Consider the following 13,688-nt stretch of genomic DNA (forward strand, 5'->3'; position numbering starts at 1 on the left):
ATTTTGTCACTGATCATTGACGGAACAGCCCTCATCGCGACGGAGGCAAACTCGCCGACACCCAAATTTACCCAGAGAAAAAGATGCGCCCTTTGCCACTGCCTGCCGCTTCCCAAACGTTGAAAAGCGTCCAAACCCTGCTGCTGACCTTCCTCGCTTCGCAGGCGACGCTGCTTGCATCGGATCTCCCGCAGCAGCCGCTTTCCGAAGCGGACGGCACCCTCGTTGCACAGCACGAACCGTATACCGAGCACGGGTTGATCGTCGCCGACTACCAGGTGATCCCCCTTACGGGCGGCGGCACGATCGACCTGCTCGGGATGCGCTACCTCCAGCAGCTCAATCACTGGCTCTATTTCGGCGTCGGCTTCCATGCACCGCTGATCGAGGGGGATTACGGCGGCTTTATGACCCTCGATGCCACGCTCCACGCCCAGTACCCCCTCTACGAAGGACTCTTCATCGACGCGGGGGCGACCGTCGGCGGCGGGGGCGGCGGTTCCAGCATTGAGCAGAGCAAGGAACTCTCCGGGACGGGGGGATTCGGCATCGGCTACATCGGGTTGGGGTACGCCTTCGACAACGGCTTCTCGGCGGGAATAAACTACGCCCGCATCAAATTCCAGGATTCACAGATCGACAGCTCGCAGGTCAATTTCTTTATCGAGAAATCCGTCGATTACACCGCCGGTTCCTATGCCGATGCCGGCAAGATCGTTCCGGCTTTTTACGACCTGCTCTCTTCGCATGAGAACATCCTGACCTTCGAAATGAACAACATCTTTCAGATCGACCCGCAAGGCACGAACCGAAAAACTATCAACACCCTCGCGCTGCAGTACTCCCATTTTCTCGATGACGCCAACTACCTCTTCATCGAAGCGGAAGTCGGTTACAGGGGGCGCCCGCTCTACAATCAGGTCCTTCCCGGTGCCGGCCACCGTTTTGCGTTTACTCCGCACCTGCACCTCTACGGCCAGGTCGGCGTCGGGTCCGGGGGCTACTCGCCCGAGCTCATCGATACCGGCTCCGGGCTTCTGGTCTATCCCAAAGCCGCGTTGGAGTACCGGCTGAACGACGGCGTCGGCCTGGCCATCACCGGGGGCTACCTGGCCGCGCCGACGGGCAGCTCGAGAAACTATACGGTCGGAGCCGCCCTCGACTACCATCTCTCGGCCGGACGGAAAAAGACGCAGGGGGTTGATACGGCAACAGCCCCGCGCTACAAGGGGTTCCGCCTCAGTATCTTTCCCCAGAGCGACCTCAACGTCAAGGTCGCCCACGCGGATCACCACGACGTCCATATGCTCTCTGGGCAGCTCGACGTGCTCTTGCATCAGAACTGGTACGTTGCGACCCAGGCCAGCATCGCCTACAACGACTTCAGAGAGTACCCGGGATACGGGGAGATCCTGGCGGGCTTCGGGGTCCAGAACCGCTACACCCCTTCCACACGGTTTCAGAGTTTCTTCCAATTACTGCTCGGCACAAACGTCGATGGCGTCATCTTCAAACCCTCCGTCGGGACAAGCTACAGCCTCAGTGACCGCTTCGCGCTCTATGCGCAGGTGGGCCAGATCGTCTCCGTGGACACTGCGGACCTTTACCATGAGGATAGGCCCTTCAGCGCGACATCCGTGGGCGCAGGTCTCACCTACCGCTTTTCGCTGCCGTGAGCCCGGCGGCAGTCTTGGTCTATCCCGTTTTCCGCGAGTAACCCGCTTTAGAAACCGCCCGTTAAGTTTTTCCCAAATATAATGCGGATTAAATATAGACAGGAGTACTACCTATGTTCGGTTTCGGAAAACAAGAACTCAAGACCTACGACTACAGCGCCGAGGAGATGGCATCGTTCCAATGGGCAAAAATGACCACCAGCAAGGGTGTCATGTGGCTTAAACTCTACAACGAGGAGACGCCTAATACCGTCGCGAACTTCGCCTTCCTGGCCAAAGACGGCTACTACGACGGCCTCAATTTCCACCGCGTCATCCCGGGCTTCATGGCCCAGGGCGGCTGCCCGCACGGTACGGGTACCGGCGGTCCGGGCTGGAGCATTGCCTGCGAAACGGCCAACAACGTTCACAAGCACGTTAAAGGCACCCTCTCCATGGCCCACGCAGGCCCGAACACCGGCGGCAGCCAGTTCTTCATCTGCTTCGTCCCCTGCCCGCACCTCGACGGCGTCCACACCGTCTTCGGCGGCATTGAAGCCGGTGACGCAGACTCCATGGCCGTGCTCGACAGCATTGCCGGCCAGGACAAGATCGAGAAAGTCGAGATCCTCGCCGAAAAGGCGTAAATTACCGCCATGTTGGTCCATATCTGCTGCAGCGTCGACTCCCACTTCTTCCTGGAGAAGCTGCAGCGCGACTACCCCGAGGAGAAGCTGACCGGCTTCTTCTACGACCCCAATATCCACCCCTACTCCGAATACCGCCTGCGCTACCTTGACGTCCAGCGTTCATGCAAAAAACTCGGTATCGACCTGTTTGAAGGCGAGTATGACTTCGAGACGTGGATGGACGCCGTGCGGGGGTTGGAAAAGGAGCCGGAAAAAGGGGCGCGCTGCGAGGTCTGTTTCGACCGCCGCTTCGAGGTAAGCGCGCACAAAGCCCTGGAGCTGGGCGAAAAGCGGATGACGACGACCCTTTTGGTCAGTCCTCTCAAATCCCAGGAGCAGCTCAAACGCGTCGGCGACGCTTTCCACAGGGAGCACGGCGTCGAGTTCATCGCCGTCGACTACCGCGCCGGCGGCGGCACCCAGGATCAGAGCCGGGTCACCAAGGAGCAGCAGCTTTACCGTCAAGACTACTGCGGCTGCCTCTTCGGTCTCTCGATGCAGCGCGAGCACCAGGATCGCCTGATGGACGAGATGTTCTCCCCCATTTCAGGCCAGGTCCTCCCCGCTTCCATCGAGGAGCGGCTCGCCATGTACGAACAGCGGATGGCCCTCGAGGACGCGGGGAATAGCTACAGAATCGTCAAACAGAAGTTCCTCAACTACCGCCAGTTCGCCTGTCGTCTGACGAAAGGGAAGGCACAGAGCGTCCCGGCCTACGCCCTGCACTACTCCACCCTGCCGCGCCAACGCGCCAATGGAAAAATCGAGTATGAACAACACGGCATCCACTACCTCAACCGCGATGACATCCGTTTCATTACGATAGATGCGTTCAACAAAAGAATGGCAACGTCGTACAAAAGCGTGACTGAACTCATCTTCAACCCGCCGGCACTCGAAGACGAACTGGCCTTGCGCCAGCAGCTTTGCGAAACACCGTTCGACCTCACCCCGGTTATCGTCACGGACGAAAAACCCGACGGCAAATACGCCCTTTTCCTTGACGCCAAGGTCTACGAAGACACCAAAGAACGGTTGATCATCGACTGAACCCGCCCGGTTCAATTCAACATTGAACCGCACAGTCACCGCAAATCACATCACACACGTAGGAGAGCTTTCTCACGATAGTCCGCCATACAGCCTTCAGCTTTTATATCAACTCCGTATAATGTGAAGCAGCACACGCTTATGCATCTACGCCCTGTATCACAAAAACATTTTTTGACCGTTAAACATAAATTAACTCTATTTTTTAAACACTTGTGAGATAATGGCGCGACAAAAGGGGTGGGGCTGCATGCAGATCGTTAGAATCGCGTTTTTTATTCTTCTCGTTCTAAACGCGCATGCCTATGAATCGGAGGCGAAACTCCAAAGCGCCATTATCGGGAAAATCGCAGAGTATATCACCTGGCCGAATGACCGGCGGAGCTCCTTTACGATCACCATCCTCAAAAACCAGATGGGGACACATTTTGAAGATTTCTACAAGAACAATACCATTAAGGGAAAACCGGTCCGGATTGTTCTACGAGATGACGTTGCACGCGCAAAAAACCCAGAGGTACTCTATGTATCCGGGAAAAACGCGAGACAACTGCCGACCATCCTCAACACCCTGAAAAACCAGCCCGTACTGACCGTCAGCGACATGCGCGGATTCGCCGAAAAAGGCGGGATGGTGCAGATCTATTTCACCGGCCAGCGCATGCGGCTGAAAGTCAACCTCGATGCGCTCGAAGCTCATGGGCTCAAAGCCTCACCCCATCTGCTTCGCTTCGTCGATATCGTCAAGGAGCACAACTGATGACAAAACTCGGAATCCTCCTCGCCTGCAACCTGTTGACGCTTCCCATCCTGTCGGCGGAGGACAATCTTTATACCAAAAGCATGGAGAGTATTCTCTCCACAGAGTCCGAGCTGAAAGCCCAGGTCGGCTCGCGCACGAATGCCGTCAACTACCTGGAATCCAACACGCCGATCGATGTCATCACCCAAGAACAGATCGCCCGAAGCGGCATGACATCGCTCCCGGATATCCTGCGCTATTTCGTCGCAGGGTTCAATGCACCTGAAACCTCAATCGCCGACGGCAGCGATCATGTTCGCACCATCACGCTCCGGGGGATGAGTCCCGATCAGATCCTCGTGCTCATCAACGGCAAACGCCTGCACACCTCTTCACTGTTGCATGTCAACGGGACGATTGGACGCGGATCGAGCCATGCCGACCTTGATACGATCCCGCTGGCCATGATCGAGAAGATCGAAATCATGCGCGACGGTGCATCGGCGCAATACGGCTCGGACGCGATCTCCGCCGTGATCAATATCATCTTCAAAGGGATCGGGAACGACATAAAAGCAGGTCTCTTATACGGCGGACGGAAGGCGGGCGACGGTCACCAGACTGCAGGAAACGCGTTTGCCACCATTGCGCTTCCATACGATGGATTTGTCAACTTCTCCATCGATGCCAAAGGGCAGGAACAGACACAGCGCGCAGGCCTGGACCGCCGTGTCTCACCTCCTGCGGCCACCACCCATGTCGGCATACCCGATAGCGACAGCTTCACCATGGGGCTGAACGCGGAAGTGGCAGGCGCAGAGACGACATCATTCTACCTTGACGGATTCCTGCACCACCGCAATAGCCGGGCGGGGGCATTTTACCGTCCTGAAATCACCGCTGAAGGTTTCCCCGGCTTTCTGCCGATCATCAACGCGGACATTCTGGACTATGCTGTGACCGCCGGCGTCAAGGGGGTCAGCGACGCCGACATCACCTGGGACCTGAGCAATACGTACGGCCTCAACCGTATACACTACACGGTTGAAGACAGCCTCAACTATACCCAGGGCGATCCGCAGCTTCGCAGTTTCGACAACGGCAGTCTGCAGTTCACGCAAAATACGGTCAACTTCGATATCACCCAGCGCCGATCGAATTATAAGTTCTCCGCCGGCGCCGAGTACCGTTACGAAAACTACAAGATTCTTGCGGGTGAACAGGCTTCCTACGCAGACTACGGCGTGGTCAGCGGCGTGACTGCCGGGACACAGGGCTTCGCCGGATACTCTCCTTACAATGCGGTCAATGAAAGTCGCAGCAGCTATGCTCTGTACGCAGACAGCGTCTTCGATCTGGATGAACGGTTCAATGTGGAGATCCTCGTGCGCTATGAAGAGTACTCGGATTTCGGCGAGAGCACCAACGCCAAAGTGGCCCTGACGTATCAGGTTTCGCCGTCGCTGATGCTGCGCAGCTCCGGCAGTACCGGATTCAGGGCCCCCTCGCTGTCGCAGTCTTACTATTCCCAGACCTCATCGTTTGCCGGCGCAAACGGCATCGACACCCAGGGAACCTTCCGCGTTGACGACCCGATCGCGGAGGCACTGGGAGCCAAGCCGCTGAAATCCGAGCGCTCCAAAAATATCACTTTGGGCGGTGTCTATCAGCACGACAGCGACACGGCACTCACCGTCGATTTCTTTTACGTGGAAGTCAACGACCGTATCATGCTCAGTGACGACATCAACAATACCTCCGCCCTTTGGCCGAACGTTTCCAAGGTGCGTTTTTTCATCAACGCGGCCCATACCTCCACCCACGGCGTCGATATCAAGTTCAATAAGAGCTATCCCTTTGAGCGATTCGGCATGTTCAAAACCGGTCTCTGGTACAACTACAATATCAACAAAATTTCCGGTAACGGATCGGACAACTCAAGCGCCGATGATGCGACACAGAAGATACGAATCGAAAAAGGTCAGCCTAGACACGCCTTGCGTTGGCTGAACAACTACAGTTACCGCGGCCTGGATGCTACGGCGAACATCAGCTACTTCGGCAGTTACTCCCAGATGGTCGATGCCAAGGAGTACGTTTTTGACCCGATGTGGACACTCGATGCCGACATCGCCTACCGATTCGACTCCGGATTGACGATCGCCATCGGCGGGCATAATCTTTTTGATGCCGTCCCGAACAAATGGGACGGCCTTTCGGGGACCCTCTACGGCTACGACGGCATCAAGCCGTATTCGCGTTACTCCCCCAACGGCTACAGCGGCACTTTTTACTATCTACGCGCCGAAATGACGTTCTAAAGTCCGTGCGATGAAAAAACTGTTTGCGCATCTCAAAGCGGCTTATATCTTTCTCGCCATCGCCCTGGGAATCTTCATCGTTGCGACCCTGCTCTCATTCAAATACCAGGACACGCGCAATGAGATTTTCCAGATCAACAAGGCCCTGAATCTGCAATACGTGCAGGGACTCGCACAAAACCTCAGCGAAGATATTCTGCGCATCGTCGACAAAAATTTTCATGATGAGCTTATGACGAACGCCCTGCTGCATGATTACGTCGAAGCCGACCTAAAGCTGTTTATCACCACCAAGTTCAAGGATATCCGTCTGCTGGTAAAGCCTGCCGATACGCAAACGTGTATGATCGCAGCGGATGGGAATGCGTCACCCAGCAGACCCTGCAGCGAAAACGAACAGCTCATCTTTTCGGAGATTCATGACACCGGGGAACCCAGATATGTCGTCGACTCCTCCGAAGCAGACATCTGGGCGACCTATTATGCCCCTATCATCAGTCACAACAAAGTTCAGGCCGTCATCGTCATCAAGTTTTCAATGTTCGAGCAGCGGAGCATTTTGGGCGAACTTGCCAAATTGGGAAATCTGATCGAGTCGATTTTCATCTTTTTTGTCGTGATCGTCCTGCTGATCCTCTGGTTCGCCTATTTCGATTTCAAGCGCGAGGGAGACAAGAACAGACTGTTGCAGAAACTGGAAACGTCCAATCAGGAGCTGAGTGAAAAGACGAAACAGCTTGCGTTCAAGACCCAAAAAGCCCATGAGCTTTTTGTACAGGCCAGCCAGAATCTGGCGACGCTGAATGAAGCGCAGAGAATCGCCAAGATCGGGAGTTTCGATGACTATCTGGATCAGGACCATTTGATCTTTTCGGAAGAAAACTACCGTATCTGGGAAATCGAACCCGGGCAGGCGATCACACAAAAATCGCTTCTCACACGCGTCCATCCCGAAGATATGGGAACCCTTGCTCAGCACATCAATACCACGAAGGAACCACACGCGGACGGCATGTACGCATTCAGGATCATGACGCCAGACGGCGGAGCAAAACATATCCTGGCACGTGAGAGCGCCATCTTTGACGACGACGGGATCTTCATCGGTATCAGGGGAACCCATCAGGATATCAGCGAAAAAGTGAAGGCTGAGGAGAAAGAGCAGAAACAGAACCTGCTGATCATGCACCAAAACCGCCTGGCGATGCAGGGCGAAATGCTTGAGATGATCGCGCACCAGTGGCGACAGCCGCTCAATACGCTTTCGCTGACACTCTTCTCCCTGTATGTAAAAATCGCTGCCATCCCGGGGGTCCCTGATGACGTCAATGCCCTGCATGAGAAAGCGGATCACGCCATACAGTATCTTTCCAGAACCATAGACGACTTCAAGAGTTTCTTCGCCGAGGACAAATCGACCCAACGGTTCTCGCCTGCCGTGCTCCTCGATGAAACCCTCGGCATCATCGACAACCGGCTGGAACAGTACCGTATCGACGTGAACAAAAACTATGACGCCGTTGCCTCCATGCAGATCGAATCTCTGCCATCGGAACTGGGCCAGGTCCTTCTTGCCATTATCAACAATGCCATTGATGCACTGAAAGAAGTGCAGATCGACCGTCAGATCTTTATCGACATCATCCCCTTCGGCGATCATGGTGTGCACATTGAAATCGTCGATAATGCGGGTGGGATTCCCCACGACGTGATACCGTATATCTTCGAGCCCTATTTTTCAACCAAAAAAGACAAAAACGGCACCGGACTCGGGCTGTATATGGCCAAGATGATCATGGAGGAGTCCCTCGGTGGCAGTATTGCCGCCCGGACGGAAAACGATCGGGCCATTTTCACCCTCATACTCCCGGGATCGAAGCCTCAGCAACACCCCCTCGCCTAGCGACATCATCGGCATTGCCGGACGGATACCGGTGGCCTTTTTGCCCCGCGCGTTTCAGTCCATAATGCATCCTTAACGACAATTTCGCTAAAATCACTCACTTTTCCCCGGACAAAACATGCCGGGCAACCTATACAGAAAAAGGAAGATCCACCCACTATGATCGATGTTGTCGAAATTCAGAAAATTCTGCCGCACCGCTTCCCGTTCCTCCTCGTAGACCGCGTCACCGAACTCAACCCGAACGAGTCCCTCACCGGTTACAAGAACGTGACCATCGGCGAACAGATCTTCGAAGGCCACTTCCCGGGCCACCCCATCTACCCGGGCGTTATGATCCTCGAGGGGATGGCGCAGGCCGGCGGTATCCTTGCGTTTAAAAGCATGGATATGAGCGAAGAGGAAGCGGCGAACAAAGTCGTCTACTTCATGAGCATCGACGGTGCAAAATTCCGCAACCCGGTCCGTCCGGGCGACCGCCTGGAGTACCGCATGAAAGTCGTCAAGCACAAAGGCGCCATCTGGATCCTCGAGGGCAAAGCCTATGTGGACGACAAGCTCGTCTCCGAAGCCGAGCTCAAAGCGATGATCGTCGACAAGTAAGGCAGGGATGATGAGCAAAATCTCACCGCAGGCGATCATCGAAGCGGGCGCCGTCATCGGCAACGACGTCGAAATCGGCCCCTTCTGTTTCATCTCCTCCGAAGCGACCATCGGCGACGGCACCACGATCGCGCAGGGCGCCTGCATCTACGGGAAAACGACCATCGGCAAGCATAATGAGATCTTCTCCTATGCCGTCCTCGGCTCCATCCCGCAGGATCTGAAATTCGGCGGCGAAGACGTGGAACTCATTATCGGCGATCACAACAAGATCCGCGAGTTCACCCTCTTCAATCCGGGCACCAAAGGCGGCGGCGGCAAAACGATCATCGGCAGCCACAACCTCTTTATGGGCTACGTCCATATCGGGCACGACGTCGTGATCGGCAACCACTGCATCCTGGCCAACGCCGCGACGCTTGCGGGCCACGTCGAGATGGGCGATTATGCTGTTATCGGGGGGATGACCCCGATCCACCAGTTCGTCAAAATCGGCGACTTCGCGATGATCGCCGGTGCGTCGGCACTGTCGCAGGACGTTCCGCCCTACTGCATGGCCGAAGGGAACCGCGCCATTATCAGGGGCCTCAACCTTACCGGCCTGCGCCGCCACAGCGAGCGCAACGACATCGATGCCCTCAAATCCGCCTACCGCGACCTTTTCGAATCGGGTCAGCCGCTCAAAGAGACGGCGGCGGAGCTGGTGGAGAGCAGCGACAACCACTATGTACACAACCTGTGTAACTTTATCCTGAAAACCAAACGGGGAATCCCCTTTGAGAGGAAAACAGCATGAAACAGCGCCACTGCAGCTTCTGCGGGACCCATGAGAGCGAGGCGAACCCCCTGATCGCAGGGAACGACGCCTATATTTGCAAGAACTGCGTCTTCTCCGCCTACAAGATCATGTTCGGCGACGAGGAGGCCCTCAGCGAAGCGGACAAGCATCTTGTCGAATATGTCGGCGATCTGATGACGCCCAAGGAGATCAACGCATTCCTGGGCGAGTACATCATCGGGCAGGAGCGTGCGCGCAAGCTGCTCTCCGTCGCCGTTTACAACCACTACAAGCGGATCTTCAAACAGCACGACCTCGACGATGATACGGAGATCGCCAAATCGAACGTTCTGCTGATCGGACCGACGGGCAGCGGGAAGACCCTGATGGCCCAGACGATCGCCCGCATTCTCAACGTGCCCCTGGCGATCGCAGACGCCACCAGTCTCACCGAGGCGGGCTACGTCGGCGAGGACGTCGAAAACATCCTCACCAAGCTGCTGCAGGCGGCCGATGGCGACGTCGAACGGGCCCAGCAGGGGATCCTCTTCATCGACGAGATCGACAAGATCGCCCGCATGAGTGAAAACCGCTCCATCACCCGCGACGTCTCCGGCGAAGGGGTGCAGCAGGCGCTGCTCAAGATCATCGAAGGCTCCGTCGTCAATATCCCGCCCAAAGGGGGCAGAAAGCATCCCAACCAGGACTTCATCGCGATGGATACCTCCAATATCCTCTTCATCTGCGGCGGGGCCTTCGACGGCATGCAGGAGATCCTCAAGCGCAAAGCGGGCAAGAACGTTCTCGGCTTCGGCCACGAGCAGAAAAGTACCGCCGAGCAGGAGGTCACCATGGAGAGCGTCGAGCCCGATGACCTCGTGCACTACGGCCTGATCCCCGAACTGATCGGCCGTCTGCCGGTCATTGCGTCGCTCAACGAGATCAGCGAGGAAGACATGATCCGCATTCTCACCGAGCCGAAGAACTCGCTGATCCGCCAGTACGCCAAGCTCTTCGCCATCGACAACGTCAAACTGACCTTCGAAGACGACGCCCTTCGCGCCATCGCCGCCAAGGCCAAATCCCGCAAGACCGGGGCCCGCGGCCTGCGCTCGATTCTCGAAGAGACGATGATCGACATCATGTACGAACTGCCCGACTACAGCGGCTACGAGGTCGTCATCACGGCCGAATGTATCACCGAGGGGGAGAAACCCCTCTACATCAAAACAGACGACAAGAAAAGCGCTTAAAGGAACACGATGCTTCTGAACAAACTGATTGGACTCTTTTCCAACGACCTCTCCATCGACCTGGGGACGGCCAATACCCTCGTCATCGCCAAGGGACACGGCATCATCATCAACGAGCCCTCCGTCGTCGCCGTGAAGATGGAAAAATTCGGCCAGCAGCGCGTCCTTGCCGTCGGCCACGAAGCCAAGGAGATGGTCGGAAAGACCCCGGGCAACATCCGCGCCATCCGCCCGATGAGAGACGGGGTCATCGCCGACTTCGACATGACCGAGAAGATGATCCGCAAGTTCATCGAGAAGGCCCACGGCCGCTCGGCGCTGATCAGCCCGCGCATTATCATCTGTGTGCCCTACGGCCTGACACAGGTCGAGCGTAAAGCCGTCCGCGAATCGGCCCTCTCCGCCGGCGCGCGGGAGGTCTTCCTCATCGAGGAACCCATGGCCGCCGCCATCGGTGCTGGCGTGGACATCCGCGAACCCCAGGGGAACCTCGTCGTCGATATCGGGGGCGGTACGACGGAAATCGGCGTCGTCAGTCTCGGCGGCCTCGTGCTCTCCAAGTCCATCCGCACCGCCGGCGACAAGATCGACAAGGCGATCATCGACTACGTTAAACGCAAATACAACCTCCTCATCGGCGACCGTACCGCTGAAGAGATCAAGATCGAGATCGGCACGGCCCTGCCGCTGGAAAAACGCCTGACAAAGGTCGCGACGGGCCGTGACCAGGTCGAAGGGATGCTGAGCACCATCGAGCTCACCAGCGACGACGCCTACGAAGCGATGAAAGAGCCGCTCAAAGAGATCGCCGAAGCGCTCAGAGACGTCCTGGAAAAAATGCCGCCCGACCTCGCCGGCGATATTGTCGACCACGGCATTATCCTTACGGGCGGCGGCGCACTGATCCGCCAGCTCGACAAATTCCTGGCCGACATCATCCGCATCCCGGTCTTCGTCGCCGACGAACCGCTCCTGGCCGTCGCCAAGGGAACGGGACGCGCCCTGGAGGAGATCGACCTGCTCCAGGAACTCTTCGAAAATGAGTAAACGCGCCTCTGCGCTCCTCTTCCTGCTTCTGCTGTTCGCGGGGGCCGTCTACTTTTCGACGACCCTGCAATCCCCCCTGCTCTCCGTCCTGCAATCGATCAACCGCTCCTGGAACACCTTTAGCACCGGTATCGGCAATCTGATCGAGGAAAACTTCGAACAGAAAGAGACCATCGAGGCGCTGCGCAAAGAAGCTGAACTCTACCGACAGTCGCACCTGCTCCTGCACGAGATGGCCACCGAGTTCAACGCCCTGCTGGCCGAGAACAACTCCACCTTCCGCTACGACCCGCGCGTCGCCCTCGTGCGGACCATCGCCTATGCCAACTTTGCCGACATGACAAAGCTCTGGCTGCAGATGGAAGATTTCAACGCCTCGCGCCTCTACGGCCTCATCTACAACGAGACGGCCGCCGGGATCGTCACGGCGCGCGACGGCAGGCCGCTGGCCCTGCTCAACGGCGACTACCAATGCACCTATGCCGTCTTCGTCGGACCCAACAAGGCCCCGGGGATCGTCCGCGGGCGCAACAGCGATACCATGCTCGTACAGTACATCCCCACCTGGGTCGCCATCACCGTCGGCGACGAGGTCGTCACCTCCGGCCTGGACAACCTCTTCTTTGCCGGGGTCAAGGTCGGTACGGTCAAATCCATCGAACTCACCGGCGGCTACCAGAACGCCGTCATCGAACCCTACTACAAAGGAAACGATCCGGATTATTTCCACGTGATCACCGACATCAGATGAAACGATTCCTCCTTTTACTGCTCCTGCCCCTGTTTCTGGGAGCCAAAGATGATATCTTCCTCGGAGCCGGCCCCTATTTCCAGACCCTTCCCTACAAGGATGCCGACCCTGTTGTGCTCGGCACGCCCGTCATCTTCTTTGACAACTCCCTCTTCTACATCCGATGGACCCGGGTCGGGATGTACTTCTACGGCGAAAGCGGCGAGACGCAGAGCTGGGGGCTCTCCTTCACCGCGCAGCCCCAGATTATCGGCTACTACGAGCGCCGCGCGCTGACCCAGCTCAACAGCCGCTCCAAAACGCCTATTTTGCAGGGAATGCGTGAGCGCGACAGCGGTTGGGAGGGGGGCATCTCCGCCAGCTATGCCTACGGCGATTTTTTCGCGGAGTTCGTTGCGCTCCAGGACATTACCGATACGAACAACGGTACGAAACTGCGGCTTGAAGCAGGCCAGAGCTTCAGCGTCGGGGATTGGTACTTCGTGCCCAGCGTCCTGGCCGTCTGGCTCTCACAGCCCTTTGCAAATTACTATTTCGGCGTTAAAAACAGCGAAGAGGACCTGCTGATCGGCCGGCCCGCCTACCGCAGCGACGCGACGCTGAATTTTGCCGTCCAGACCTATGTGAAGTACAACATCAACGCACATTGGCACCTGCTCGGCAATCTCCGCGCCGACCGCTTCGGCGACCCCGTCGCCGACAGCCCCCTGACGGAGACCAGATACATGTACAGCGGCATGCTCTCCCTGCTCTACTCCTTCAACCTTTTCGGCGAAGAAAAAGCCGTCCTTAACCCGCCGGAAAAACGGTGACGCCGGCGGGGAGCCTTTTCCCGCCTTTCACCCCTTTTTAAGGGCCTCCCGACTATAATATCCTTCTGAAATTTTCATCTTTTT

12 protein-coding genes are annotated in these 13,688 nt (G+C 56.9%); all 12 read left to right on the plus strand.

Annotated features, from left to right (window positions below; translation table 11 throughout):
• Nucleotides 1–92: 92 nt before the first annotated feature.
• The 12 genes from WCX72_RS09330 to WCX72_RS09385 all read left to right on the plus strand — a co-directional run bounded on the left by WCX72_RS09330 (nucleotide 93) and on the right by WCX72_RS09385 (nucleotide 13,604).
• Nucleotides 93–1,676, plus strand: a complete 1,584-nt coding sequence (locus WCX72_RS09330; RefSeq protein WP_345969531.1) for a hypothetical protein — start codon at nucleotides 93–95, stop codon at nucleotides 1,674–1,676.
• Nucleotides 1,677–1,789: 113 nt separating this feature from the next.
• On the plus strand, nucleotides 1,790–2,302 hold the full coding sequence (locus WCX72_RS09335; protein ID WP_345969532.1) for a peptidylprolyl isomerase: 513 nt from the start codon (nucleotides 1,790–1,792) through the stop codon (nucleotides 2,300–2,302).
• A gap of 9 nt (nucleotides 2,303–2,311) precedes the next feature.
• Complete coding sequence (locus WCX72_RS09340; protein WP_345969533.1) at nucleotides 2,312–3,394, plus strand: epoxyqueuosine reductase QueH; 1,083 nt, start codon at nucleotides 2,312–2,314, stop codon at nucleotides 3,392–3,394.
• 250 nt (nucleotides 3,395–3,644) lie between these two features.
• Nucleotides 3,645–4,154, plus strand: coding sequence for a YfiR family protein (locus WCX72_RS09345; RefSeq protein WP_345969534.1), 510 nt, complete (start codon nucleotides 3,645–3,647; stop codon nucleotides 4,152–4,154).
• Nucleotides 4,154–6,457: a TonB-dependent receptor gene (locus WCX72_RS09350; protein WP_345969535.1), complete on the plus strand. Its 2,304-nt coding sequence runs from the start codon at nucleotides 4,154–4,156 to the stop codon at nucleotides 6,455–6,457. The genes WCX72_RS09345 and WCX72_RS09350 overlap by 1 nt, the downstream gene beginning before the upstream one ends.
• A 10-nt stretch (nucleotides 6,458–6,467) precedes the next feature.
• Nucleotides 6,468–8,360, plus strand: a complete 1,893-nt coding sequence (locus WCX72_RS09355) for an ATP-binding protein (protein ID WP_345969536.1) — start codon at nucleotides 6,468–6,470, stop codon at nucleotides 8,358–8,360.
• Nucleotides 8,361–8,519: 159 nt separating this feature from the next.
• Complete coding sequence (gene fabZ / locus WCX72_RS09360; RefSeq protein WP_231018798.1) at nucleotides 8,520–8,963, plus strand: 3-hydroxyacyl-ACP dehydratase FabZ; 444 nt, start codon at nucleotides 8,520–8,522, stop codon at nucleotides 8,961–8,963.
• 10 nt (nucleotides 8,964–8,973) lie between these two features.
• On the plus strand, nucleotides 8,974–9,759 hold the full coding sequence (gene lpxA / locus WCX72_RS09365) for an acyl-ACP--UDP-N-acetylglucosamine O-acyltransferase (protein ID WP_345971548.1): 786 nt from the start codon (nucleotides 8,974–8,976) through the stop codon (nucleotides 9,757–9,759).
• Nucleotides 9,756–10,994, plus strand: coding sequence for an ATP-dependent Clp protease ATP-binding subunit ClpX (clpX, locus tag WCX72_RS09370; protein WP_231018801.1), 1,239 nt, complete (start codon nucleotides 9,756–9,758; stop codon nucleotides 10,992–10,994). The genes lpxA and clpX overlap by 4 nt, the downstream gene beginning before the upstream one ends.
• A gap of 9 nt (nucleotides 10,995–11,003) precedes the next feature.
• On the plus strand, nucleotides 11,004–12,041 hold the full coding sequence (locus WCX72_RS09375) for a rod shape-determining protein (protein ID WP_345969537.1): 1,038 nt from the start codon (nucleotides 11,004–11,006) through the stop codon (nucleotides 12,039–12,041).
• Nucleotides 12,034–12,792 carry a rod shape-determining protein MreC gene (gene mreC / locus WCX72_RS09380; RefSeq protein ID WP_345969538.1) on the plus strand — a complete coding sequence of 253 codons (759 nt, stop codon included), beginning with the start codon at nucleotides 12,034–12,036 and terminating at the stop codon, nucleotides 12,790–12,792. Before WCX72_RS09375 ends, mreC begins: the two co-directional genes overlap by 8 nt.
• A complete protein-coding gene (locus WCX72_RS09385) occupies nucleotides 12,789–13,604 on the plus strand; it encodes a MipA/OmpV family protein (protein WP_345969539.1) in 816 nt (271 codons plus the stop codon). The genes mreC and WCX72_RS09385 overlap by 4 nt, the downstream gene beginning before the upstream one ends.
• Nucleotides 13,605–13,688: the final 84 nt, after the last annotated feature.

It is taken from the genome of Thiomicrolovo immobilis (genome assembly GCF_039645955.1).
Classification (GTDB): domain Bacteria; phylum Campylobacterota; class Campylobacteria; order Campylobacterales; family Sulfurimonadaceae; genus Thiomicrolovo; species Thiomicrolovo diazotrophicus.